The sequence below is a fragment of the Janthinobacterium sp. SUN137 genome, assembly GCF_030587265.1.
In the GTDB taxonomy this organism is placed as follows: domain Bacteria; phylum Pseudomonadota; class Gammaproteobacteria; order Burkholderiales; family Burkholderiaceae_D; genus Janthinobacterium; species Janthinobacterium kumbetense.
This window is the reverse complement of the sequence record NZ_JAPWHZ010000001.1, coordinates 1,616,954-1,640,141: the sequence shown is the minus strand read 5'-3', so window position 1 is coordinate 1,640,141 and position 23,188 is coordinate 1,616,954. Positions and strand designations below refer to the sequence as shown.

Genomic DNA, 23,188 nt, shown 5'->3' with positions numbered 1-23,188 from the left:
CAATTCAAACCACCTTGGCCGTGTCGAAATGGGGATTGTCGATCAGGCCGATCTGGTTGCCGAACGGGTCGAGCAATTCCACCGTGCGGATGCCGTCGCCCACGTCCGTGATCGGGTGGTGCAGGGTGCCGCCCAGCGCAACGATGCGCTCGACTTCCTGCTCGATGCCGTCCACGCCCCAATACGTCACGCTGCCCTGCGTGCCCGCTTCGCCGCCCGGCAGCAGGCCCAGCTCGAAGCCGCCGATGGCAAAGCCGACATAGAACGGCTGGTCGAAATACGGCGCCGTGCCAAATACCTGGCTGTACCAGGCCTTGGCTTTGTCCAGGTCGGGGACGGGATAGGTGACGGTGCGCAAGCCCTTGATCATGTTCTGCTCCTGTTGGTTGAAATAGTCGGCGAAATACCTGGCGCCATGATGCCACCGGCGCGCGCCGCGCGATTGGAAAAATGGAAGGTGGTCATGCACGCCGGCCCGACAGCCACGCCTCGGGCGAGCTGCGGGCGAAATCCTGGAAGTCGTGGATCAGGTGCGACTGGTCGAAATAACCATATTGCAAGGCCACTTGCGCCCAGTCCGGCTGTCCCGCCAGGCTTGTCAGGCCCTGGCTGGCGGCGCGAAAACGGCAGATGCGGGCAAACAGCTTCGGGCTGATGCCGACTTGCTGGCGAAATTGCAGCGCCAGGTGCTGGCGCGACACGCCCAGTTGCTGCGCCAGGCCCTCCACGCGCACCTGGCCGGATGCGCGCTCGATGGCCGCGATGGCATGTTCGGCCGCGCCAGCCTGGCGCCGTGGCGGCGCGGTGCGCAGGCGCAGCAGCAGATAATCTTGCAAAATAGAAACTCTTTGCGTATTGGACAAGGGCCCGCTCCACAGGGCGTCACCGAGGCGCGCCGCCAGCTCGCGGCCCCACAGTTGCTGCAAGCCCGTGCGGCCATCGTTGAGTTCGCACAAGGGCAGCTGGAAAAAGCGTGCGGCCGCGCCCGGCTTGAAGCGGGCCGCCACCGTCTGCACGAGACCCTGGCTGACGACGGCAATCGGCGCCGTCATCATGCCGACGGCAAAGCTGGCGTCCTGCTGGTCCTGGCACAGGATGTCGATGCAATTGTCCGGCAAGACCTGGTGCGTGAGGGGCGTGGCGCCCGTCTGCACGCGGCACGTCCAGACGCAGTCCAGCCACGGCCGAAGGGCGGGGATGGGCGGATATTCCTGGTAGACGATCATGGCCGGCGTTGATGCAAAGAACAAGATTGTGGCATATGTATTGTTGCATACGACATAGCATAATTGTGCGCCGGCCGAAATATGCGAGACCGGGCCGCCGGCGCGCCGCGCTATCGGGCGGCGACAACCAGTATAATGCTCGGTTCATATCCACTATTGGCCGCACATCATGCAAGATAAATATAGTCCCGCCGACGTCGAACAAGCCGCCCAATCGCACTGGAAGGCGATCGACGCCTATAAAGCCGTCGAACACGACCCGCGTTTCCCAAAAGGCAAGTATTTTGCCTGCTCGATGCTGCCTTACCCTTCGGGCAAGCTGCACATGGGTCACGTGCGCAACTATACGATCAATGACGTGATGTACCGCTACCTGCGCATGAACGGCTACAACGTGCTGATGCCGATGGGCTGGGATGCGTTCGGCATGCCGGCGGAAAACGCGGCCATGGCCAACAACGTGCCGCCCGCGCAATGGACGTATTCGAACATCGCCCACATGAAGCAGCAGATGGAATCGATGGGTCTGGCCATCGACTGGTCGCGCGAAATGACCGCCTGCAAGCCCGAATACTACAAATGGAACCAGTGGATGTTCCTCAAGATGCTGGAAAAAGGCATCATCTACAAGAAGACCGGTACCGTGAACTGGGACCCGATCGACCAGACCGTGCTGGCCAATGAACAAGTGGTCGACGGCCGCGGTTGGCGTTCGGGCGCGCTGATCGAAAAGCGCGAAATTCCCATGTACTACGCGCGCATCACCGATTATGCGGAAGAATTGCTGGCGTATGTGGATGATAAGCTGCCGGGCTGGCCCGAGCGCGTGCGCACCATGCAGACCAACTGGATCGGCAAGTCGACAGGCGTGCGCTTCGCCTTCCCGCATGACATCAAGGACGCGAATGGCGCCCTGATCGGCGACGGCAAGCTGTATGTGTTTACTACCCGTCCGGACACCGTCATGGGCGTGACCTTCTGCGCCGTGGCCGCCGAGCATCCGCTGGCCATCCACGCCGCGCAAAGCAATCCTGCGCTGGCCGCCTTCAACGCCGAATGCAAGCTCGGTTCCGTGATCGAAGCGGACATGGCAACGATGGAGAAGAAGGGCATGCCGACCGGCCTGTTCGTCACCCATCCGCTGACGGGCGCGCAGGTGGAAGTCTGGGTCGGCAACTACGTGCTGATCACCTACGGCGATGGCGCCGTGATGGGCGTGCCGGCGCACGATGAACGCGATTTCGGCTTTGCCAAGAAATACGACCTGCCGATCAAGCAAGTCATCGAAGTCAAGGGCCAGGAATTCTCGACGGACGCCTGGCAGGAATCGTATGGTAGCAAGGATGGCGTCTGCGTCGCTTCCGGCAAATACGACGGCCTGCATTTCGCCTCCGCCGTCGATGCGGTGGCTGCCGACCTGGCCGAACTGGGCCTGGGCGAGAAGAAAACCACGTTCCGCCTGCGCGACTGGGGCATTTCGCGCCAGCGCTACTGGGGCACGCCGATCCCGATGATCCATTGCGCCGATTGCGGCGTGGTGCCGGTGCCGGAAAAAGACTTGCCGGTGGTGCTGCCGGAAGACTGCGTGCCGGACGGCACGGGCAATCCGCTGAACAAGTACGAAGCCTTCCTGCAGTGCGACTGCCCGCAGTGCGGCAAGCCGGCGCGCCGTGAGACGGACACCATGGATACTTTTGTGGATTCGTCGTGGTATTACATGCGCTATACCTCGCCAGGCTCGAACGATGCCATGGTCGACGCGCGCAACGATTACTGGATGCCGATGGACCAGTACATCGGCGGCATCGAACACGCCGTCATGCATTTGCTGTACGCGCGCTTCTGGACCAAGATCATGCGCGATTTCGGCCTGGTCAAGTTCGACGAGCCATTCGTCAACCTGCTGACGCAGGGCATGGTGCTCAACGAAACCTACTTCCGCAAGGATGCCGCGGGCAAGACCACCTGGTTCAACCCGGACGACGTGCGCCTGTCGCTCGATGACAAGGGCCGTCCGCAATCCGCCATCCTGGTGGCCGACGGCCAGCCGGTGGAAATCGGCGGCACGGAAAAGATGTCGAAGTCGAAGAACAACGGCATCGACCCGCAAGCGCAGATCGAGCAGTACGGCGCCGACACGGCCCGTTTGTTTACCATGTTCGCTTCGCCGCCGGAACAGACGCTGGAATGGTCGGGCAGCGGCGTCGAAGGCGCGAACCGCTTCCTGCGCCGCGTGTGGAACTTCGGCTACGCCCAGTCGGCGACGATTCAAGCCGCGCTGGCCGGCGGCGCCGCACCGGCGACGGGCGACGCGCAGAAAAACCTGCGCCGCGAATTGCACAAGCTGCTGCAGCAAGCCGATTACGACTTGAAGCGCATCCAGTACAACACCGTCGTGTCGGCCTGCATGAAGATGCTCAACACGCTGGAATCGGCCAAGCTGGACGATAGCGCGCAGTCGAAGGCGCTGATCGCCGAAGGTTTCTCCATCTTCCTGCGCCTGCTCAATCCCGTCGCGCCGCACATCACCCATGTGCTGTGGCAGGAACTGGGCTACGCGGGCGTGCACGGCGACCTGCTCAACGTCGCCTGGCCGCAAGTCGACCCGGCCGCATTGGAACAGTCCGAGATCGAGATGATGATCCAGGTGAACGGCAAGCTGCGCGGCTCGATCACGGTGTCCAAGGATGCGGACAAGGCGAGCATCGAAGCGGCCGCGCTGGCGTGCGAAAGTGTACAGAAGTATGTCGAGACCACGCCGAAGAAGATCATCGTCGTGCCAGGCAAGTTAATCAGCATCGTGGTGTAATCATGACGACTTCCTCTTCCGTATCGCTGTTGGGCCGCCGCGCCGTGCTGGCCTTGGGCCTGACTGTTTTGCTGTCGGCCTGCGGCTTTCATTTGCGCGGTTCGAACGGCAGTTTCATGCTGCCGTTCGCGACGATGTACATCGGCTTGCCCGACACGTCGCCGCTGGCGATCGGCCTGAAACGCTATATCCGCGCCATCGGCAGCACGGAAGTGGTGAACACCAGGGATGGCGCCGACGCCGTCCTTGAAGTGCTCAGCGACCCGGAGAGGAATCAGACCAAGACCATTTTGTCGCTGAACAAAAATGGCCGGGTACAAGAGTATCAACTTGGCTATTCGATCAATTTCCGCGTGGTGGACAAGGCCGGCAACCAGTTGCTGGCGCCGACGACCATCAGCCTGGTGCGTCCGATTACCTTCGATGAATCGCAGGTACTGGCCAAGGAAACGGAAGAAGCGGCGCTGTACCGCGACATGCGCAACGACCTGGTGCAGCAGATCATGCGCCGCCTGGCCGCCATCAAGCCGGTGCTGCCGGCCATGTCGGTGGCGCCAGTGGCGCCCGTGACGCCGGTCGCGCCGGCAGCCCCGCAGCAGTAACGGGGACGCCATGCAATTGCGGATAGACGCGCTCGATGGGCATGTGGCCAAGCCGCTGGCGCAGCTGTATGTGATCACCAGCGACGAACACCTGCTGGCGCTGGAAGCGGCCGACAAGATCCGCCGCGCGGCGCGCGCGCAGGGTTACTCCGAGCGCGACGTGCTGACGGTGGAGCGCAGCTTCAAGTGGGGCGAACTGCTGGCGGCGAACCAGGAGCTGTCGCTGTTCGGTGACAAGAAAATGATCGAGTTGCGCATCCCCACCGGCAAGCCGGGCAAGGATGGCGGCGCGGCGCTGCAAAGCTACGCGAAAAACCTCAGTCCAGACAACCTGACCCTGATCACCTTGCCCAAGCTGGATTGGGCCACGCAGAAGGCGGCCTGGGTCGCCAGCCTGCAGCAGGCGGCCGTGTATATCGACATTCCGAATGTGGAACGGGCGCAGTTGCCGGCCTGGATATCCCAGCGCCTGGCCGCGCAGGGACAAAGCGCCGAACGGGCCAGCATCGACTTCATCGCTGAACGGGTGGAAGGCAACTTGCTGGCGGCGCACCAGGAAATCCAGAAACTGGGCTTGCTGCATGCCGCGGGCAAGCTGACATACGAACAAGTGCAGGACGCGGTGTTGAACGTGGCCCGCTATGATGTCTTCAAGCTGTCCGAAGCCATGCTGGCCGGCGACCCGGCGCGCCTGGTGCGCATGCTCGAGGGCTTGAAAGGCGAGGGCGAGGCGCTGCCGCTGGTCTTGTGGGCCGTCTCCGAAGAAATCCGCACGCTGTTAAAATTGAAGGCGGGCATGGCGCAAGGGCGTCCATTGGGCGCGCTGCTGAAGGAATACCGCATCTGGGGGCCGCGCGAGCGGATGATGGAACCGGCCCTGCGGCGCATTTCGCTACCCGTGCTGGAAGCGGCGCTGCAGCAGGCGGCGCAGGTGGACAAGATGATCAAGGGCTTGCGCGCCAAGGGCTACGCGGGCGATGCCTGGGATGCCATGCTGCAGTTGGGCCTGAAGATCGCCCGAGGCTAGTTTTTTACTATATGGATACGAGCATGGACATCACAGAATATATGCAGGACGTGGGCACGCGCGCGCGCGCCGCCTCGCGCGCCATGGCGCGTGCCGACAGCGCCACGCGTAACCGCGCCTTGAGCCTGATTGCCGCCGCCATCGTGCGCGATGCCGACCTGCTGCGCGCGGCCAACCAGCGCGACCTCGATGCGGCGGCCGCCGCCGGCCTGGCGCCGGCCATGCTCGACCGCCTGACGCTATCCGACGCTGCCATTGCCACCATGGTCGAAGGTTTGACGCAGATCGTGTCGCTGGCCGATCCGATCGGCGAAATCTCGAACATGAAGTTCCGCCCGACGGGTATCCAGGTGGGCCAGATGCGCGTGCCGCTGGGCGTCATCGGCATCATCTATGAAGCGCGTCCGAACGTGACGGTGGACGCGGCCGGCCTGTGCATCAAGAGCGGCAACGCGACGATCTTGCGCGGCGGCTCGGAAGCGATTCACTGCAACCGCGCGCTGGCCAAGCTGGTGGCGGAGGGCTTGCAGGGGGCCGGCTTGCCGGCCGATGCCGTGCAAGTCATCGACACCACCGACCGCGCCGCCGTCGGCGCCTTGATCACCATGCCGCAGTACGTGGACGTCATCGTGCCGCGCGGCGGCAAGGGCCTGATCGCGCGCCTGATGGACGAGGCCACCGTGCCGATGATCAAGCACCTCGATGGCATTTGCCACGTCTATATCGACGCCAAGGCCGATATCAGGAAGGCGATCGATATCGGCTTCAACGCGAAGTGCCACCGCTACGGCACCTGCAACACCATGGAAACGCTGCTGGTGTCGCGTGCCGTCGCCGCGACCGTGCTGCCGCAGCTGGCCGAACTGTACCTGACCAAGCAGGTGGAACTACGCGCCGATCCGGAAAGCCATGCGATCCTGGCCGCCGCAGCCTATCCGCACCTTGTGCCCGCCACCGAGGAAGACTGGCGCACCGAATACCTGGCGGCGATCCTGTCGGTGAAGGTCGTCGACGGCATCGACGAAGCGATGGACCACATCAACCAGTATTCATCGAAGCACACGGAATCGATCATCACGGAAGACTACAGCGATGCGCTGCGCTTCCTGCGCGAAGTCGATTCCGCTTCGGTGATGGTGAACGCGTCGACGCGTTTTGCCGACGGTTTTGAATATGGCCTTGGCGCCGAGATCGGCATCTCGAACGACAAGCTGCACGCACGCGGCCCGGTGGGACTGGAAGGCCTGACCTCGCTCAAGTACGTGGTCTTTGGCCACGGCGAAGTACGCAAATAGTCTTTTTCACGGGCTACCCACAAGGCGGTCCGCGCTCTCGTTTCTCTCCACTTCTGACACTGGGAACCCCATGCTCTTTCTCTGGACCAAAGCCTTCCACATCATCTTCGTCATGTCCTGGTTTGCCGGCCTGTTTTATTTGCCGCGCATCTTCGTGAATTTGGCGATGGAGACGGAAACGGTGGCCACCGAGCGCCTGCTGCTGATGGCGCGCAAGCTGTACCGCTTCATGTCCCTGCTGGCGCTGCCGGCCATGGTGCTGGGGCTGGCGTTGATGTGGATGCTGTACGGTGGCGGCGAAGGCCGCATGAAGATGCCGGGCTGGATGCACGCCAAGCTGACGTTCGTGGTGCTGCTGCTCGGTTATCACCATGCCTGCGGCGCCATCCTGCGCAAGTTTGAAAAAGGTCTCAACAAGCGCAGCCACACCTGGTTCCGCTGGTTTAATGAAGTGCCGGTGGTGATGCTGCTGGCCGTCGTCGTGCTGGTCGTGGTCAAGCCTTTCTAAGGGAATCGAGATGAGTGCAAGTCAGAACAAAGTCGTGCAGTATTTCTTCGCGCCCCACTCGCCATGGACTTACCTGGGGCACGCACGCCTGATGGCCATCGCCGCGAGGACGGGCGCACAGATCGACGTGCGGCCCTTCGACTTGGGCAAGGTTTTTAGCGTCTCGGGCGGCCTGCCGCTGGCCAAGCGCGCACCGCAGCGCCAGGCGTATCGCCTGGCCGAACTGGCGCGCTGGTCGGCCTTTTTGCAAGTTCCCCTGACCTTGCAGCCCAAGTTTTTTCCCGTGTCGCCGGAAGCGTCGGCCAAGCTGATTATCGCCACGCGCCTGGCGCACGGCGTGGAGGCATCGCTGAACCTGGCGCACGCCATCATGCGCGGACTGTGGGCCGAAGAGCGCAACATCGGCGACGAGGAAACCTTGGTGCAGATCGCACTCGATGCCGGTTTTGATGGCCGCCAGTTGCTGAAAACGTCGGAGACGGCCAGCGTGCAGGCCGAATACGACGCCAACACGGAGGCAGCGACCGCCGCTTCCGTGTTCGGCTCGCCGTGGTACGTCGTCGATGGTGAAGGGTACTGGGGCCAGGACCGCCTCGATTTTGTCGAACGCGCGCTGGCAGGGTAGTCAAGAAAAAGCAGTTTTTTAAACGTCGTATTTTTTAACGTAGTAAGCAGCGCCTGTAATTTAGCGGGCGTTTAACACAATGGAATAAGGGTACACCAACCATGGCTTCATATTTTTGCCCATGCCCGCGCGGCATGGAAGCGGCGCTGGCCGAGGAACTGGGCGAGATCGCCCAGGATAGTTCGACCATGAAGGTCCATAACCAGGTGCCGGGCGGCGTACACTGCTCGGGCGACCTGCTGGACTCCTACCGCATCAACCTGCATTCGCGCATCGCTTCGCGCGTGCTGATGCGCATGGCCCATTCCGGCTACAAGACGGAAAACGATATCTATGACCTGACCCTGGCGCAATCCTGGGAAGACTGGTTCGGCGTGCACCACACGATCCGCGTCGACGTCACGGCCGTCAAATCGCCGCTGCGCAGCCTGGAGTTCACGACCCTGAAAATCAAGGATGCGATCTGCGACCGCTTCCGCGACCAGTTCAACGAGCGTCCGTCGGTCAACACCAAGACGCCGGACATGCGCATCGTCGGCTTCCTCGATGCGCATACGTTTACCGTGTACCTCGACACCTCGGGCGAAGCCCTGTTCAAGCGCGGCTGGCGCGAAGAGACGGGCGACGCGCCGCTGCGCGAAAACCTGGCCGCCGGCCTGCTGCGCGTGTCGGGCTGGAAGCCTGGCATGGTGCTGTTCGACCCGATGTGCGGTTCCGGCACCATCCTGGCCGAAGCGGCGCAGATGCTGCAGGGGATTCCGCCGGGCGCCTCGCGCCAGTTCGCGTTTGAAAACTTCCACGACTTCGATCCGGCGCCATGGAATGCCATGAAAAATGCCATCAAGGTCAATCCGCTGCCGGCAGAACCGACCATCTTCGGCAGCGACATCTCGGGCGACATGGTCGCCATGACGCGCCATAACCTGCGTTGCGCCGGTGTGCGCTTCGACGTGCCCTTGAAACAGATCGAGGCGCAGGAAGTCAAGCCGCCAAGCGACGTGCCGGGCATCATGCTGACCAACCCGCCGTACGGCGAGCGTATCGGCGTGCGCGGCGACAGCACCATCCCGGAAGACGAACTGTCGACGTCCTTCTATTCGGCCATGGGCACGACCCTGAAGCAGCGCTTTGCCGGCTGGACCGTGTTCCTGTTCACGGCCGACCTGGGTCTGCCCAAGCTGCTGCGTTTGAAAGAAGCGCGCAAGACGCCATTCTTCAACGGCGCGCTGGAATGCCGTCTGTTCCGCTTTGATATGGTCGCCGGCTACAACCGTAGAGAAGAAGCCAAACCGAAAAACATCTGATTAAACCTACTGCGTGTTGCCACTTGCGGCTTGCGATGCTCACCGTACTTTTGTACGGTTGCGCTTCTCGGCCACAATTGGCGGCCGCTCGCTACGGTTTTCTCAGGTGTTTTACGCGCTAAAAATGCAGTATCACGCGCGCGGACCGTAACCGGTCCGCGCGCCACTTTGGATCCGCCATGTTTCCCACCCCTCCGGCCGATGTACCGCCCGACCCGGTTACCCCCGTTCCTCCTCCCACGCCGAGCCACATGGCGCCGCTGAGCCGCGGTGCGCTGGCCATGATGCTGGCCGGGCTGTCGATGCTGGGGCCCCTGTCGATCGACACGTATCTGCCCGCGTTTGGGGCGATCCAGGGTTCGCTGCAAGCGTCGCCGCTGGAAGTGCAGCAGTCGCTGACGTTCTACATGTTGGCCTTTGCCGGCATGGTGCTGTGGCATGGCGCGATCTCGGATACCTTCGGCCGGCGCAACGTCATTCTCGTATCGCTGCTGATGTTTGCCATCGGTTCGCTCGGCTGCGCTTCCGCGCACACGGTGCACTACCTGTGGTTCTTCCGCATCATGCAGGGCGTCTCGGCCGGCGCCGGCGTGGTGATCAGCCGCGCCATCATCCGCGACCTGTATGCCGATGCGGCAGCGGCGCGGCTGCTGTCGCTGGTGACGATGATCTTTTCCATCGCCCCTGCGGTGGCGCCGATTCTTGGTGGCTGGATCGTCATCTGGTTCGACTGGCGCTCGATCTTCCTGTTCCTCGCCTTTTACACGCTGGTGCTGCTGGCGTTCTGCTACTGGCGCCTGCCCGAAACCCTGCCGATGGAAAAGCGCCAGCCGTTCAATCCGCGCTTCCTCGCGTCGAGCTATGGCCAGATCCTGCGCTCGCCCCTGTTCCACATCAAGGCTGGCATCGTCGCCCTCAATTTCGCTGGCCTGTTCCTGTTCATCACGGCCGCGCCGGAAATGCTGCCCAAGCAGCTGGGCCTGGGGCCATCGCAATTCGGCTGGCTGTTCATTCCCTGCGTGAGCGGCATCTTCATGGGTGCCGCGGCGGCCAACCGCATCGCCGGCAAGGTCACGTTCGCGCGCCAGATCGGCATCGGCTTTGCTTTCCTGCTGTGCGCCGCCAGCGTCAACGTCGTGTATCACCTGTTCCTGCCGCCCTCCTTGCCCTGGTCGGTGCTGCCCCTATTCTTCTACACCTTCGGCATGTCGCTGGTGGGGCCGGGCGCGACCCTGCTGGCGCTCGATCTGTTCCCGCATATCCGCGGCACGGTGGCTTCGTGCCAGTCGTTTGCCAGCACCTTGCTGGGCGCCGTGGTGGCCGGCGTGATCTCGCCGCTGCTGTCCGGTTCCGTGCTGTGGCTGGCCTCGGGCCAGTTGGCGTTTACGGGCCTGGCGCTGGCGCTGTGGCTGATATCGCGGCGCTTCCGTCACCGTTTGCTGGGTTCCTTCAAGGCATAAGTTTCCACTGCAGAACGCTAGATTTATTTCAACTTAATTTTCTATATTGCAAGTAATATTCGGCGCTTATGATAAGATGACTTCTTTTCCCGGCATCCTCTCAGGCGACATTTTTTGGGTTACAGGAGTAGAGGATTCCTCTGACGTGGCCGCGCTTCGCTGCTAAGCGCTCATCCTTTTCGAACCGGCAATGCCTGATACGATGCATCAATCTGATCAAGATATTCGCAATCGCCTGCTGATTGCCCGCCTGCCGGCCATGCCGCAGATCCTCATCAAGCTGATCGCCCACCTGCAGGCCGACGATGCCGGCATGCCGGAGCTGGCCGCCCTGATCGCCAAGGATGCGGGCATGACCAGCAAGATCCTCGGCGTGGCCAACAGCTCGGCCTACCATCGCCAGGGCAAGGTCGTCAGCCTGGAGCAATCGCTCGTGTCGTTGGGCACGGACATGATCAAGACCCTGGTCATCAGCGAATCCGTCTTCCAGACCTTCAACAGCTTCCCCCATTCCGGCAGCACGGATTTGCGCGCCTTCTGGAAAAGCTCGCTGTCGGCCGCCGTCATGGCGCGCGCGCTGGCCAAGGCCATGGGCTATCCGCACGCCGAGGAAGCGTATCTGGCCGGCTTGCTGCACAACGTGGGCCGCCTGGCCTTGCTGGCCACGGCGCCAAAGGAATACGCGTTCAATTTCACGGCGCGCGACGATGCCGCCCTGTGCGCGGTGGAGCAGCGCACCTTGCAGATCACGCATGCCGAAGCGGGCGCCTGGCTGATCGAACGCTGGCATCTCGATTCCTTCCTGGCCGACAGCGTGCTGTATCACCACGAACCGCTGGCGCGCTTGGAAGCGAGCCATCCCCTGATCCGCATCGTGCGCCTGGCGCACCTGCTGTGCTGCCATGCCGACGATGCGGAATCGATCACGCAGGCGGCAAGCCTGTGCGCGCTGGACGTCGAGGTACTGCAAGACCTGGCCGGCAGCGTCGCGCGCCAGGTGGCGCAGGCGGCGCAGCATCTGGGCATCGACCTGGCCGGTGCGGACGATATCGCCACGCCGCCCGCGTATGCGCCGCCATCCGTCGATCCGGTGCAACAGCGTCTGTCCGATGAAGTGCGCAATATGGTGCTGGTGTCCGAAGTGGGTCAGACCTTCTCCCGCCAGCAGGGAGAAAGCAGCCTGCTGGAAGCCATCACGCGCTCGGCGCGCATCCTGTTCGATTTCGACACCGCCGTCATCCTGCTGCAAAACCCCACCGGCCATGCGCTCGTCGGCGTGGCGACGGGCGAACATCAGCAGCGTCTGGCCGGCTTCTCGATCCCGCTGGCCAAGGGCGGGCTCCTGGCCGCTTCGGCGCTGGAGTGCCAACTGGCGTTCCTGAAGCGCGACATGCCGGCGCTGGGCATCGTCGAGGAGCAGCTGTTTCGAATTCTTGGTACCGACAGCCTGGTTTGCGTGCCGCTGGTGGCGGGCCAGCGCAGCCTGGGCGTGTTGATTGGCGGCGTGGCGGCGTGGCAGATTCCTGCGTGCCAGAAGCGCGAGGGTTTCCTGCGCGCCTATGCCAACCAGGCCGCCACGGCGCTGGAAACGGCCATCAGCGCGCGCGGCCTGGCACGGCGCCAACTCGATCACGTGGCCGAGGAATACCGTGCCGCATCGCGTCGCGTCGTGCATGAAGTGAATAACCCGCTGTCCATCATCAAGAACTACCTGAGCGTGCTCGATCACAAGCTGGAGAAGCAGGAGCCGGTCACGGGCGAGATGTCGATCCTGAACGAGGAAATCGACAGGGTCGGCCAGTTGATCGGCGGCCTGGCCGATCTGCAGCCGGTGGCGGCCAGTGGCGTGACCGATTGTGCGCGCGTGGTCGACGATGTGCTGCGCCTGTTCCGCGCCACCGACTTCCTGCCGCCGAAGATCGAGGTGGTCACGCGCATGCAGGATGCGCCATGCGAAGTGGAGGCCGATGCCGACATGCTCAAGCAAATCCTGCTCAACCTGCTGAAAAACGCCGTCGAAGCCTTGCCCGATGGCGGGCGCATCGAAGTGGCGAACCGTGGCCACGTCAACCGCGACCGTCGCCTGTACCTGGAACTGTGCGTCAGCGACAATGGTGCCGGCCTGGCGCCGGAAGTGCTGGCCAATCTGTTTTCCCCTGTGCGCAGCAGCAAGGAAGGGGCGCATCACGGCCTGGGCTTGTCCATCGTGCATGACCTGGTCACCCGCCTGCATGGCGTGATCGGCTGCCGCAGCAGCAAGTCCGGCACCTCGTTTGAAATTCTGCTGCCCATTCCCTTGCCGGCGAGTGCTGCGGCCGCGCTGCCCGCGCCCGGCAATACCGCCTTGTCTTCGTAACGTCCATGAACTCCTCCGCCATTCCGTTTGACCTGGAAAACAGCCCGCGCATCCTGCTGGTCGATGACGAGCCCCGTTTGCTCGCCTCCCTCCACGAATTGCTGAAGGACCGCGGCTACCAGCTGTACACGGCCACCTGCGGCAGCGAGGCGCTGGCGCAGTTGTCGAAACTGCGCTTCGACCTGATCCTGCTCGACTTGCGCCTGCCCGACATGAGCGGCCATGAAATCATGGACCACATCAACCGGCGCGGCATCGAGGGCGACGTGATCGTCATGAGCGGCGACGTCGGCATCGAGGCGGCCATCGGCGCCTTGAAGCGTGGCGCCTACGATTACCTGCGCAAGCCGTACAGCCGCGAGGAGCTGCTCAAGACGGTGGAGAACGCGCTGCAGAAGCGCAAGCTGGCGCTGGAAAACGAGCGCATCGCGCTGCAGCTGGAAAACTCGGAAAAGATGTACCGCTACCTGGTCGACAGCTCGCCCGACATCATCTACACCCTGAACCACGAAGGCCGCATCACCTTCATCAACGACCGGGTACACCAGTTGCTGGGCTTTAGCCGCGAAGAGCTGATCGGCAGCCATTATTCGATCCTCGTGCACGATGAAGACCAGGAGCGGGCGCGCTATGCCTTCAATGAGCGCCGCATCGACGAACGCGCGTCGCGCAATGTGGAACTGCGCCTGAAGTGCCATAGCGGCAGCGGCAGCGACCGCACCTTCAACAACACCCTGATGACGATTCCGCTCAACTCGATCGGCATGCACAGCCACGATCACGAAGCTCGGAGGCAGGAATACTTCGGCACCTACGGCGTGGCGCGCGACATCACCGACCGCAAGCGCGCCGAGGAAGTCATTTCCTACCAGGCCTACCACGACATCCTGACGGACCTGCCGAACCGCATGCTGTTCAAGGACCGTCTTGGACTGGCCGTGATCCAGGCGCGGCGCAAGCTGACGGAACTGGCCGTGATGTTCATCGACCTCGATCGCTTCAAATTGGTCAACGACACCCTCGGCCACGTGAAGGGCGACGAGCTGCTGCAGCAGGTGGCGCTGCGCCTGAAGGATTGCCTGCGCCGCGGCGATACCCTGGCGCGCCAGGGCGGCGATGAATTCACCATCGTGCTGCCGGAGCTGCGCGACCGCCAGGATGCGCGCCTGATTGCCGACAAGTTCCTCGAATGCCTGCACCAGCCCTTCGACCTCGATGGCAACCAGGTGCATATTTCGGCTTCCATCGGCATCGCCATCTATCCGGGCGACGGCGAGACCATCGACGAACTGCTGCGCCATGCCGACATCGCCATGTACCAGGTCAAGGCGCTGGGCAAGAATGGCCACAGTTTTTATCACGAGTCCATGCTCGACGTGTCGCACCAGAAGATCGCGCTCGAACAAAGCCTGCGCAAGGCGCTGGAGCTGAACCAGCTGGAGATGTATTACCAGCCGCAGGTGGACGTGATGACGGGCCGCATCGTCGGCGCCGAAGGGTTGATGCGCTGGAACCACCCGCAGCGGGGCTTGTTGACGGCCGGCGAATTCCTGCCGTTCGCCGAGGAGAACGGTTTGATGCTGCCGATCTCGGACTGGATGCTGGGCGCCCTGTGCCGTGACCTGGTGCAGTGGAATGCGGCCGGCGGCGAAGCCGTGCGCCTGTCGCTCAATCTGTCGCCGCAGTACCTGGACCGGGGCGACTTTTTCGAGAAGATGCGCGGCGCGCTGACGCGCTATGGCATCGCGCCGGAAAAGATCGAAGTGGAGATCACGGAAAACATCTGCATCCGCAACCCGCAGTATGCGATCGAGCAGTTGAACAAGCTGTGCCAACTGGGCGTGTCGGTGGCCATCGATGATTTCGGCACCGGTTATTCCTCGCTGTCGTACCTGCACCGCTTCCCCATCCACACCATCAAGATCGACCAGTCGTTTGTGAAGGAAATCCACGACGAGCACGGACACTACCCCGTCATCCTGGCCATCATCTCGATCGCGCGCGGCCTGGGCCTGCACCTGATCGCCGAGGGTGTGGAAACGGAAGGACAGGCGCGCTACCTGCAGGACAAGGGCTGCACCACGATGCAGGGCTATCTGTACCACCGGCCCATTTCGCTGGGCAGTTTCATCGGCGTGCTGCAGGAACAGAACCGCCTGATCGCCGGTGCCGCACCGGGCGAACCGCAGCCGCTGGCCATCGAGGCCTGATCCATGCCGCCTGCAGATCCCCGTTACACGGCCGCTCATTACACGGCTGATTACTTGCGCCTGAAAGGGCTGGCCGAAAAGGGCAATGCGAACGCCCAGCACAGCCTGGGCTTCATGTATTTCAATGGCCAGGGTATCGAGCAAAGCTATGCGCAGGCATTGCACTGGTATGGCCTGGCTGCCGCGCAGGGACTCGAGCACGCGCAATACAACCTGGGTGTGATGAGCCAGAAGGGACAGGGCGTGCCGCAGGATTTCGTGCAGGCCGCGCACTGGTATCAGCAGGCGGCCGAGCAGGGCTACGCGGCGGCGCAGTACAACCTGGGCTGGCTGTATGCCAAGGGCCAGGGTATCGCGCAGGACAGCGGGCAAGCCATGCTGTGGTTCAGCCGCGCGGCGGAGCAGGGCGACGCGGGCGCACAGAACAATCTGGGCATGATGTATGACAATGGCAAGGGCGTGCCGCAGGATTTCGTGCAAGCCATCGCCTGGTACCGCAAGGCGGCCGAACAGGGCTATGCACGGGCGCAGTTCAACCTGGGCCTGCGCTACGATAATGGCCAGGGCGTGCGCCAGGACCGCCAGCAGGCGACGGCCTGGATGCGCAAGGCGGCCGAACAGGGCTATGCGCCTGCCCAGTTCAACCTGGCACTGCGCTATGAAAATGGCGACGTGCTGCCGCAGGACAGCGGACAGGCGATCACCTGGTACCGGCGCGCGGCCGAGCAGGGCCACGCCAGTTCGCAATTCAACCTGGGCTTGATCTACGATAATGGCCAGGGCATGCCCTGCGATAAGCAGGCGGCACTCGAGTGGTATGTGAAGGCGGCTGGCCAGGGGCACGCGGCGGCCCAGCACAACCTGGGCCTGCACCATGAACATGGCGCGCAGGACTATACCCGGGCGCAAGTGTTCTATCGCCAGGCGGCCGGGCAGGGTTTTCCCGCGGCCCAGTATCAGCTGGGACTGTTGCATGAGCATGGGCAGGGCATGCCTGCCGATGCGCAGGAAGCCATCTTCTGGTACCGCAAGGCGGCCGACCAGGGGCATGTGCGGGCCCAGTTCGACCTGGGCCTGCGCTATGAACATGGCCAGGGCGTGCCGCAGGATCTGTCGCTGGCGCTGGAGTGGTACCGCCGCGCCGCCGAGCAGGATTACGCGCCGGCGCAATACATGCAGGGCGTGCTGCACGACCGCGACGATGGTCCGGCGCCAGACAGCCAGCTGGCCTGCGCCTGTTACTGCCGTGCCGCAGCACAAGGCCACAGCCTGGCCCAGTTCGCACTGGGCCTGCGGCATGACAATGGACAGGATGTGCCGCAGGATTATGCCGCCGCCTGGGACTGGTATGCGCTGGCCGCGCGCCAGGGCCATGCGCGGGCGCAAATGAATCTGGGCTTGATGGCGGCCAGCGGCCAGGGTGGCCCGCTCGATTTGCAGCAGGCGTATATCTGGCTGTCGATGGCGGTGGCGGCCGGCGTGGCCGGTGCGGAAAAATCCCTGCGTCAGACGGCGGCGCGCATGCGCGAGACGGATCTGGCGCGGGTGCGTGAACAGTTGGCCGCGATAGCAGCCTAAACTATGCCGCCGGCGTTAGCGTGCGCGGATACAACAGCCGGTGTTGTATAGTCCCTTCCCTCCGCCATCTGTGGCACCACTTGTTTTCCCCAAGACGCAAAAAATTGCTACAGTATTTGCAGTTTTGATGTGCTAAGGTTCCAGCAGAAGGTAGTCTGTCTATTCTCTAGAAAAGGAAAACTATGCGCCTGAACCCTTTCCCTGGCCGTTCGGCCACGCTCCTGTGCGCGCTGGTGTTGCTGTCGTCCGGTGCCGGCGCCGGTCCCCTGGATGCTCTCAGTAACCAGGATGCGAGCAATGGCTTGAAGGCGGCGCTGGAAGCCGGATCGGCCGCCGCCGTTGCCAAGTTGGGCATCGAAAATGGTTTTCTCAATAACGACAAGGTGAAGATCAAGCTGCCCGGCATCCTGGAACAAGCCAAGCCCTTGCTGAAAATGACGGGTCGCGGCCAGCAACTGGACGACCTGGTGGTGTCGATGAACCGTGCCGCCGAGTCGGCCGTGCCCATGGCCAAGCCCTTGCTGCTCGACGCCGTCAAATCGATGAGCGTGAGCGATGCGAAAAATATCCTGTCCGGTGGCGATACCTCCGTCACGGATTTCTTCCGCCAGAAGACCTCGGCACCCCTGGCCGTCAAATTCCTGCCCATCGTGAAATCCGTTACCGACCGTTCCGGCCTGGCCAGCAAGTACAACAGCACCATGAGCCAGATCGGCAAGACGGGACTGGTGCCGCAACAGCAATCGACGGTGGAAGTCTATGTCACGGACCGTGCGCTTGACGGCCTGTACCTGATGATCGGCGAGGAAGAAAAAGCCATCCGCAGCAATCCGCTCGCATATGGCAGCAAGATTATCGGCAAAGTATTTGGCAGTTTGAAGTGATTGTTCAAGCGTGCTGCACGGCTCCATGTGGCGTGTGCGGCGCATGGGCAGGTGTGGCGCTAGGGAAACAAGTTAAGCATTTGCTACAAGAAAACAATGTTAAAATTCTGCGACATATATTCCTGAGGCATGATTAAGCAACGATCAATTGCCGGGAAGTACCGAGTTTTAGTGGCGAACTGATGCGTGGCATTGCAAGATGCCCGTCGGTTGGCCTTTTTTCGTTTCATTCACGTTTCCCCAAGCTCATTGATTTTCTGAATACATTGTCAGGAATTCCAGGTGCAGGATCTTTTAGGTAGCCGGATTTGTTAAGCGTACTCAGAAAATCAATCAAATATACCTGGTGTGGCTGTCTGGTGCTTGGCGCGCCTTCGGTGATGGCCGCGACCCCGAATCATGGTGGCCAGTCCGGGTATATCAATATGCCCAGCGCCGTGGTGGAAACGGATGGCACCTTCAGCGTCGGCTACAGCTACGACAGCCCGTATGGCCAGTTATGGGCGACGGCGAATATCCTGCCTTTCCTGCAAATGACGGGACGTTATGTGTCGATCACGGGCATACCCGGTTTTACCAATGTGCCCGGTGAATATGGCAGTGGCTATGGCCGCTACAAGGATAAAGTCGTCGACGGCAAATTGCGCCTGTGGACGGAAACGGAGTGGATGCCGTCCGTTGCCATCGGCATGACGGATTTGTTCGGTACCGAGCTGTTCAAGGGCCAATATGTGGTTGCCACCAAGACATTTGGCGCCAGCAAGAATATCGAAGCGAGCCTTGGCTACGCCCATAAACGCCCGGACAGCGTGTTTGCCGGCGCGCGCTGGACGCCGACTGCACTGCCGCGCTGGTCCGTGGTGGCCGAGTACGATACAACGAATTACTTGCGCGACTTCCGCGCCAGTGAAACGAATGCGGGCAAGCGCCGCAAAGGCGCCTCCGTGGGCCTGGAATACCGCTGGGGCTGGCTTGCCTTGCAAGCGGCACGCAGCCGCGACCAGTTCAGCGTGAACGCCTTTGTCAGCATTCCGTTTGGCGAGCGCGAATTCGTGCCGAAGGTATATGAACCGCCGTATTTCGTGGACGACAAGAATCCGCCGCCACTGCCGAGCAAGGAAGAATGGCACCGTGACCCCGTGTATGGCGCCGACCTGGTCAATGCGCTGGTCAAACAGGATTACAAGAATATCCGTGTCGAGCAGGAAGGCAATGTCCTGAGCCTGAGCCTGACCAACAGCCGGATCTCGAACATGGGCCGCGCCGTTGGCCGTGCCGCGCGCACCGCAGTCGCCTTCACGCCGAAGGGCGTGACGACCCTGCGCATCACGTATACCAAGCTGGACCAGCCAATCGCCACCTACGAATTCTTTGACTTGCCAAAACTGAACGACTATTTGGCAGGCAAGATCGACCGCAAGGCCTTCCTCGACGTCGTGCTGCTGCGCTATCCTGAAAAAAGCGATGTGATCCGGGACGATCAGCAAGGCTGGCTGCAGGAATTCCTCGACAAGCCGGCACCCGTCGTTGCCGCAGCACCAGTACCTGCGCCCGTGCCGGTACTTGCTGCCGTTTCCGCGACTGCCATGGCGCCAGCGGCGCCTGCTCCCGCCGTTTCCGCACCCGCACCCGCTCCCGCCAAGGCCGCCAATGTCCTCCAGGACGACGGCAAGCTGGCCGTCGGCGTTGGCGTCGATGGCGACGTGGTGCAGATCAAATCGCTGGATCGGGAAGCGAACCGCTTCAAGGTCGCCCCCAAGGTGGGCTTCTTCTTCAACGACCCCAGCGGCGCCTTCCGTTACTCGATTTCGGCCGTGGCCAACTACGACCGCCGCCTGGGCGACGGCCTGTACCTGAATACTGCCGCCAGCCTGCAGTTGCTGGAAACGGTATCGGGCGTCAAGCAGCCATCGAACAGCAACTTGCCGCACGTGCGTACCGATATCGCAGAATATTTGCGTGGCGGGCGTTTCTCGCTGAGCCGCGTCTTGCTGAACAAATACGACAATCCCGCCGAGCGCGTGTATACCCGCATGTCGGCCGGCCTGTATGAAGACATGTTCCGCGGCGTGGGTGGCCAGGTGCTGTACCTGCCGAAAGACAGCCGCTGGGCGGCCGACGTGGCGGTCGATGCCTTGCAGCAGCGGGGATTCAAGGGCTTGCTCGACTCGCGCGACTACAAGACGGTGACGGCGATCGGCTCCCTGCATTACCGCTTGCCGCACGATATTACCGTCACGGCGCGCGCCGGCCGCTTCCTGGCTAAAGACACGGGCGTGCGCATGGAATTCAAGCGCCGCTTCCAGTCCGGCATCGAAGTCGGTGCCTGGTACACGCATACGAACGGCAACGACATCACCAGCCCTGGTACGCCGTCGAAGCCGTACCAGGACCGTGGCATCTTCCTGTCCGTGCCGTTGAACAGTATGCTGCCGATGGATACGCAATCGACGGCCGGCTTCGCCCTTGCGCCATGGACGCGCGACGTGGGGCAGATGGTGGCTTCGCCTGGCGACCTGTACGACATGTTCGAGCGCCCGCGCGCCGACATGCACAGCTACGATGGCCTGGGCAACTTTGCCGAGCGCCCGGACGAACAGCACCTGCCTGCCGTCAATCCGCCGGACCGGCCGTTTGTCAGCCCATGGCCCGCCATGCGCGCACGCCTGGAGCAATCCGCATCTGCGACGCCCAGCGCCCCTGAGTGGCTCAAGGCGACGGCGGTGGTCGGGGGCGTGGTGCTGGCATCAGCCCTCAGCGACAAGCCCGTCGACCGTTTCGTCAAGAAGCACGAGGATTCCAAGGTCTACCGCAACTGGGACAAGCTGGGCAAGGCCATGCCATACGCGGCAGTCGGTGCGGCCGCCGCTGCCTTCGCCCTGGGCGATGAGCGCATGCAAAATACGGGACTCATTTCTCTGCAATCGGTTGCCGTGGCAACGGGCGTGGCAGTGGCCGGAAAATATGCGTTTGGCCGCGCCCGTCCAGAGGAAGACCTCGGAACGTGGAGCCGCGTCGGCAGCGGCAGTTCCCGTGCAAACTCGTCGTTCCCTTCCACGCATGCCGCGATCGGCTTTGCTGCCGTGACGCCATTTGCCAAGGAATACGATGCGCCTTGGCTGTACAGCGTGGCCGCCGTGGGTTCCGCCGGCCGCGTATTCGGCCGCAAGCACTGGGTCTCCGACACGGTTGCCGGCGGCATATTGGGCTACGCCATGGGCAGCTGGCTGTGGCACGCGCAGCGCGACCAGAGCAAATCGGGCCTGTCGATCAGTCCCGGACCGAAAGAAATCAGCGTGACCTGGCAGGGCAAGTATTAAGCGCGCATGGCGCTCCCTTTACTCATACAACATTCATCCAGACAAAGACCAGCATGAAAAAGCAATTTCGTACTCCTCCGCCTTTCGTGAAACACATGATTTTCTCGGCTTTCTTGCTGGGCGCCACTTCTGCCTATGCCGTAGAGCAGGAACCTGGCGCGACTGACATGCCTCGCACGGATATTTCCCGTGCACAGGCGAATGAAATGGGTGGCAGCAGCTTACCCAGTATTCGTAGTGGCCGCGGTGAGCAGCGGCAAATCAAATCTTTGCCAGGCAACACGACCACCAAACGCGGCGTTGCAGATGCTGACGCGCCAGTCGGTGCTTTCGAAGAGTATGTCGATGGCGTGACGGGCAAAAAACTGAGCATCTTCGGCAAGGACCTGTTTAGCGATGTGCCGTCCACCTTTGCGCCGCTCGATGGCGTTCAGGTGAACCAGGAATATGTGATCGGCACGGGCGACGAGTTGCAGGTACGCGGCTGGGGCATGGTCGACATCGACGTCAGCGCCACGGTCGACCGCAGCGGTGCAATTTTTATTCCGCGCGTCGGCTCCATCAAGGTCAGCGGCGTGCAGTACAAGGACTTGCAGGGCTATTTGAAGAAGGCCATCAGCAAGATCTACACCAATTTCGACCTGACAGCGAGTATTGCGCAAACGCGTGCCGTGCAAGTGTACGTGGTTGGCCATGCCGTTCGTCCTGGCACGTATACCCTCAATTCCATGAGCACCTTGCTCAACGCCCTGTTTACCTCGGGCGGTCCGGACGCCACCGGCAGCATGCGCAATATCCAGCTCAAGCGCGGCAAAGATACCGTGACGACGTTCGACTTGTATGACATGCTGGTCAGCGGTGACAAGAGCCGCGATGTCACCTTGCGCGACGGCGACGTGATCTATATTCCTGAAGTGGGCCCGTTGGTGGCCTTGACGGGCAGCGTGAAGCAACCGGCTATTTTCGAATTGAAAGGCAAAGCGACACTGGCCGATGTACTGAGCTGGGCCGGCGGCTTTGATTCGGCGGCGGAAACCAAGCAGATCGTGGTCGAAAAGAACATCGACAATCAATATAAAACCGTGGTGGAACTGACCGCCGATAAAGCCATCAGCAATACCCAGCTGGCCAGTATCGCGATCAAGCCTACCGATATCCTGCGCGTGTTCGCCCCAGGCGCCGTACCTGTGCAGGCACAAATTCAGAACGAATACGTACGTGTGGCTGGCGAAGCAAAGCAGAGCGGTATCTTCCTGTTGAAAAAAGGCGAAACCCTGCGCGAGCTGATCGCCCGTGTTGGCGGCGCTAATGAAAACGGCTACTTGTACGCGACCCAATTGAACCGCGAATCCGTACGCCGCGCCCAGCAGATCAAATTGAACCAGGTGGCCGATCGTTTCGAGCGCGACCTGGAGTCGAACGCCACCCAGCGCATGGCCGCCACCGGCGACAAGGAAAGCGCGGCAAAAACGGCTGCCGAAGTTGAGCAGCAGCGCCGCATCGTGCAAAAATTGCGCACCGTTAAGGCGGAAGGACGCATTGTCCTCGATCTGCCAGGTGTCGACACGCAAGTGAAAAACCTGCCCGACTTGCCGTTGCAGGATGGCGACTCGATTCTGATCCCGCGCCGTCCGGGCACCGTGGATGTGCTGGGTTCGGTATTCCAGCAAAACGCCTTTGTGTATCGTCCACAGCGCACGGTCAACGACTATGTGCAGCAGGCTGGTGGCATCACCGCGAATGCGGATAAATCCGAAATGTATGTGATTCGTGCTGATGGCACGGCGCAAAGCGGCCAAGGCACTGGCTGGTTCAGTGGCCTTGGCGGCACGGCGTTGAATCCCGGTGATACGGTCGTGGTACCTGAAAAAATTGAGCGTAGTACGTTCATGCAGAGCTTGAAGGATTGGACGTCTATCTTTTATCAGTTTGGCTTGGGTGCGGCCGGTTTGAAAGTCTTGAAAGACTAATTTTTTCGTTGGCG

General features: G+C 62.0%; 16 protein-coding genes. 14 read left to right on the top strand and 2 right to left on the bottom strand.

Annotated elements, in window-relative coordinates; genetic code table 11:
- Positions 1-4: 4 nt before the first annotated feature.
- Positions 5-370: a VOC family protein gene (locus tag O3298_RS07460; RefSeq protein WP_305054195.1), complete on the bottom strand. Its 366-nt coding sequence runs from the start codon at positions 368-370 to the stop codon at positions 5-7.
- A 91-nt stretch (positions 371-461) separates the two neighbouring features.
- Complete coding sequence (locus O3298_RS07455; RefSeq protein WP_305058901.1) at positions 462-1,250, bottom strand: helix-turn-helix domain-containing protein; 789 nt, start codon at positions 1,248-1,250, stop codon at positions 462-464.
- Positions 1,251-1,395: 145 nt separating this feature from the next.
- Here O3298_RS07455 and leuS point away from each other — a divergent pair, with 145 nt between their 5' ends.
- The 14 genes from leuS (at position 1,396) to O3298_RS07385 (ending at position 23,174) form a co-directional block, all read left to right on the top strand.
- The gene (leuS, locus tag O3298_RS07450; RefSeq protein WP_289917720.1) at positions 1,396-4,035 is read left to right on the top strand and encodes a leucine--tRNA ligase; all 2,640 of its coding nucleotides are present in this window, start codon (positions 1,396-1,398) and stop codon (positions 4,033-4,035) included.
- Positions 4,036-4,037: 2 nt separating this feature from the next.
- The gene (lptE, locus tag O3298_RS07445; protein WP_289912764.1) at positions 4,038-4,637 is read left to right on the top strand and encodes an LPS assembly lipoprotein LptE; all 600 of its coding nucleotides are present in this window, start codon (positions 4,038-4,040) and stop codon (positions 4,635-4,637) included.
- A gap of 10 nt (positions 4,638-4,647) precedes the next feature.
- Positions 4,648-5,664 carry a DNA polymerase III subunit delta gene (gene holA / locus O3298_RS07440; protein WP_034778765.1) on the top strand — a complete coding sequence of 339 codons (1,017 nt, stop codon included), beginning with the start codon at positions 4,648-4,650 and terminating at the stop codon, positions 5,662-5,664.
- Between the two features lie 23 nt (positions 5,665-5,687).
- A complete protein-coding gene (locus O3298_RS07435; RefSeq protein WP_289907325.1) occupies positions 5,688-6,959 on the top strand; it encodes a glutamate-5-semialdehyde dehydrogenase in 1,272 nt (423 codons plus the stop codon).
- 70 nt (positions 6,960-7,029) lie between these two features.
- A complete protein-coding gene (locus O3298_RS07430) occupies positions 7,030-7,467 on the top strand; it encodes a CopD family protein (RefSeq protein WP_099666278.1) in 438 nt (145 codons plus the stop codon).
- Positions 7,468-7,477: 10 nt separating this feature from the next.
- Complete coding sequence (locus tag O3298_RS07425; RefSeq protein WP_305058900.1) at positions 7,478-8,092, top strand: 2-hydroxychromene-2-carboxylate isomerase; 615 nt, start codon at positions 7,478-7,480, stop codon at positions 8,090-8,092.
- Between the two features lie 134 nt (positions 8,093-8,226).
- Positions 8,227-9,396, top strand: a complete 1,170-nt coding sequence (locus O3298_RS07420; protein ID WP_289900338.1) for a class I SAM-dependent RNA methyltransferase — start codon at positions 8,227-8,229, stop codon at positions 9,394-9,396.
- 179 nt (positions 9,397-9,575) lie between these two features.
- Positions 9,576-10,856 carry a multidrug effflux MFS transporter gene (locus O3298_RS07415; protein WP_218965298.1) on the top strand — a complete coding sequence of 427 codons (1,281 nt, stop codon included), beginning with the start codon at positions 9,576-9,578 and terminating at the stop codon, positions 10,854-10,856.
- Positions 10,857-11,058: 202 nt separating this feature from the next.
- Positions 11,059-13,212, top strand: coding sequence for an HDOD domain-containing protein (locus O3298_RS07410; RefSeq protein ID WP_305058899.1), 2,154 nt, complete (start codon positions 11,059-11,061; stop codon positions 13,210-13,212).
- A gap of 5 nt (positions 13,213-13,217) precedes the next feature.
- Positions 13,218-15,422 (top strand): EAL domain-containing protein, encoded by a 2,205-nt coding sequence (locus O3298_RS07405; protein WP_305058898.1) that lies wholly within the window; start codon positions 13,218-13,220, stop codon positions 15,420-15,422.
- A gap of 3 nt (positions 15,423-15,425) precedes the next feature.
- On the top strand, positions 15,426-17,000 hold the full coding sequence (locus O3298_RS07400; protein WP_305058897.1) for an SEL1-like repeat protein: 1,575 nt from the start codon (positions 15,426-15,428) through the stop codon (positions 16,998-17,000).
- A 182-nt stretch (positions 17,001-17,182) separates the two neighbouring features.
- Complete coding sequence (locus tag O3298_RS07395; RefSeq protein WP_305058896.1) at positions 17,183-17,884, top strand: DUF4197 domain-containing protein; 702 nt, start codon at positions 17,183-17,185, stop codon at positions 17,882-17,884.
- A 380-nt stretch (positions 17,885-18,264) separates the two neighbouring features.
- Positions 18,265-21,204 carry a YjbH domain-containing protein gene (locus tag O3298_RS07390; protein WP_305058895.1) on the top strand — a complete coding sequence of 980 codons (2,940 nt, stop codon included), beginning with the start codon at positions 18,265-18,267 and terminating at the stop codon, positions 21,202-21,204.
- On the top strand, positions 21,114-23,174 hold the full coding sequence (locus O3298_RS07385) for an SLBB domain-containing protein (RefSeq protein WP_305058894.1): 2,061 nt from the start codon (positions 21,114-21,116) through the stop codon (positions 23,172-23,174). The genes O3298_RS07390 and O3298_RS07385 overlap by 91 nt, the downstream gene beginning before the upstream one ends.
- Positions 23,175-23,188: the final 14 nt, after the last annotated feature.

Excerpts from the sequence above, each read along its gene's own strand:
- O3298_RS07425 (WP_305058900.1), top strand. The coding sequence starts at position 7,478 with ATGAGTGCAAGTCAGAACAAAGTCGTGCAGTATTTCTTCGCGCCCCAC.
- leuS (WP_289917720.1), top strand. The coding sequence starts at position 1,396 with ATGCAAGATAAATATAGTCCCGCCGACGTCGAACAAGCCGCCCAATCG.
- O3298_RS07410 (WP_305058899.1), top strand. The coding sequence starts at position 11,059 with ATGCATCAATCTGATCAAGATATTCGCAATCGCCTGCTGATTGCCCGC.
- lptE (WP_289912764.1), top strand. The coding sequence starts at position 4,038 with ATGACGACTTCCTCTTCCGTATCGCTGTTGGGCCGCCGCGCCGTGCTG.
- O3298_RS07390 (WP_305058895.1), top strand. The coding sequence starts at position 18,265 with ATGGCCGCGACCCCGAATCATGGTGGCCAGTCCGGGTATATCAATATG.
- holA (WP_034778765.1), top strand. The coding sequence starts at position 4,648 with ATGCAATTGCGGATAGACGCGCTCGATGGGCATGTGGCCAAGCCGCTG.
- O3298_RS07405 (WP_305058898.1), top strand. The coding sequence starts at position 13,218 with ATGAACTCCTCCGCCATTCCGTTTGACCTGGAAAACAGCCCGCGCATC.
- O3298_RS07395 (WP_305058896.1), top strand. The coding sequence starts at position 17,183 with ATGCGCCTGAACCCTTTCCCTGGCCGTTCGGCCACGCTCCTGTGCGCG.
- O3298_RS07415 (WP_218965298.1), top strand. The coding sequence starts at position 9,576 with ATGTTTCCCACCCCTCCGGCCGATGTACCGCCCGACCCGGTTACCCCC.
- O3298_RS07435 (WP_289907325.1), top strand. The coding sequence starts at position 5,688 with ATGGACATCACAGAATATATGCAGGACGTGGGCACGCGCGCGCGCGCC.
- O3298_RS07420 (WP_289900338.1), top strand. The coding sequence starts at position 8,227 with ATGGAAGCGGCGCTGGCCGAGGAACTGGGCGAGATCGCCCAGGATAGT.
- O3298_RS07460 (WP_305054195.1), bottom strand. The coding sequence starts at position 370 with ATGATCAAGGGCTTGCGCACCGTCACCTATCCCGTCCCCGACCTGGAC.
- O3298_RS07430 (WP_099666278.1), top strand. The coding sequence starts at position 7,030 with ATGCTCTTTCTCTGGACCAAAGCCTTCCACATCATCTTCGTCATGTCC.
- O3298_RS07400 (WP_305058897.1), top strand. The coding sequence starts at position 15,426 with ATGCCGCCTGCAGATCCCCGTTACACGGCCGCTCATTACACGGCTGAT.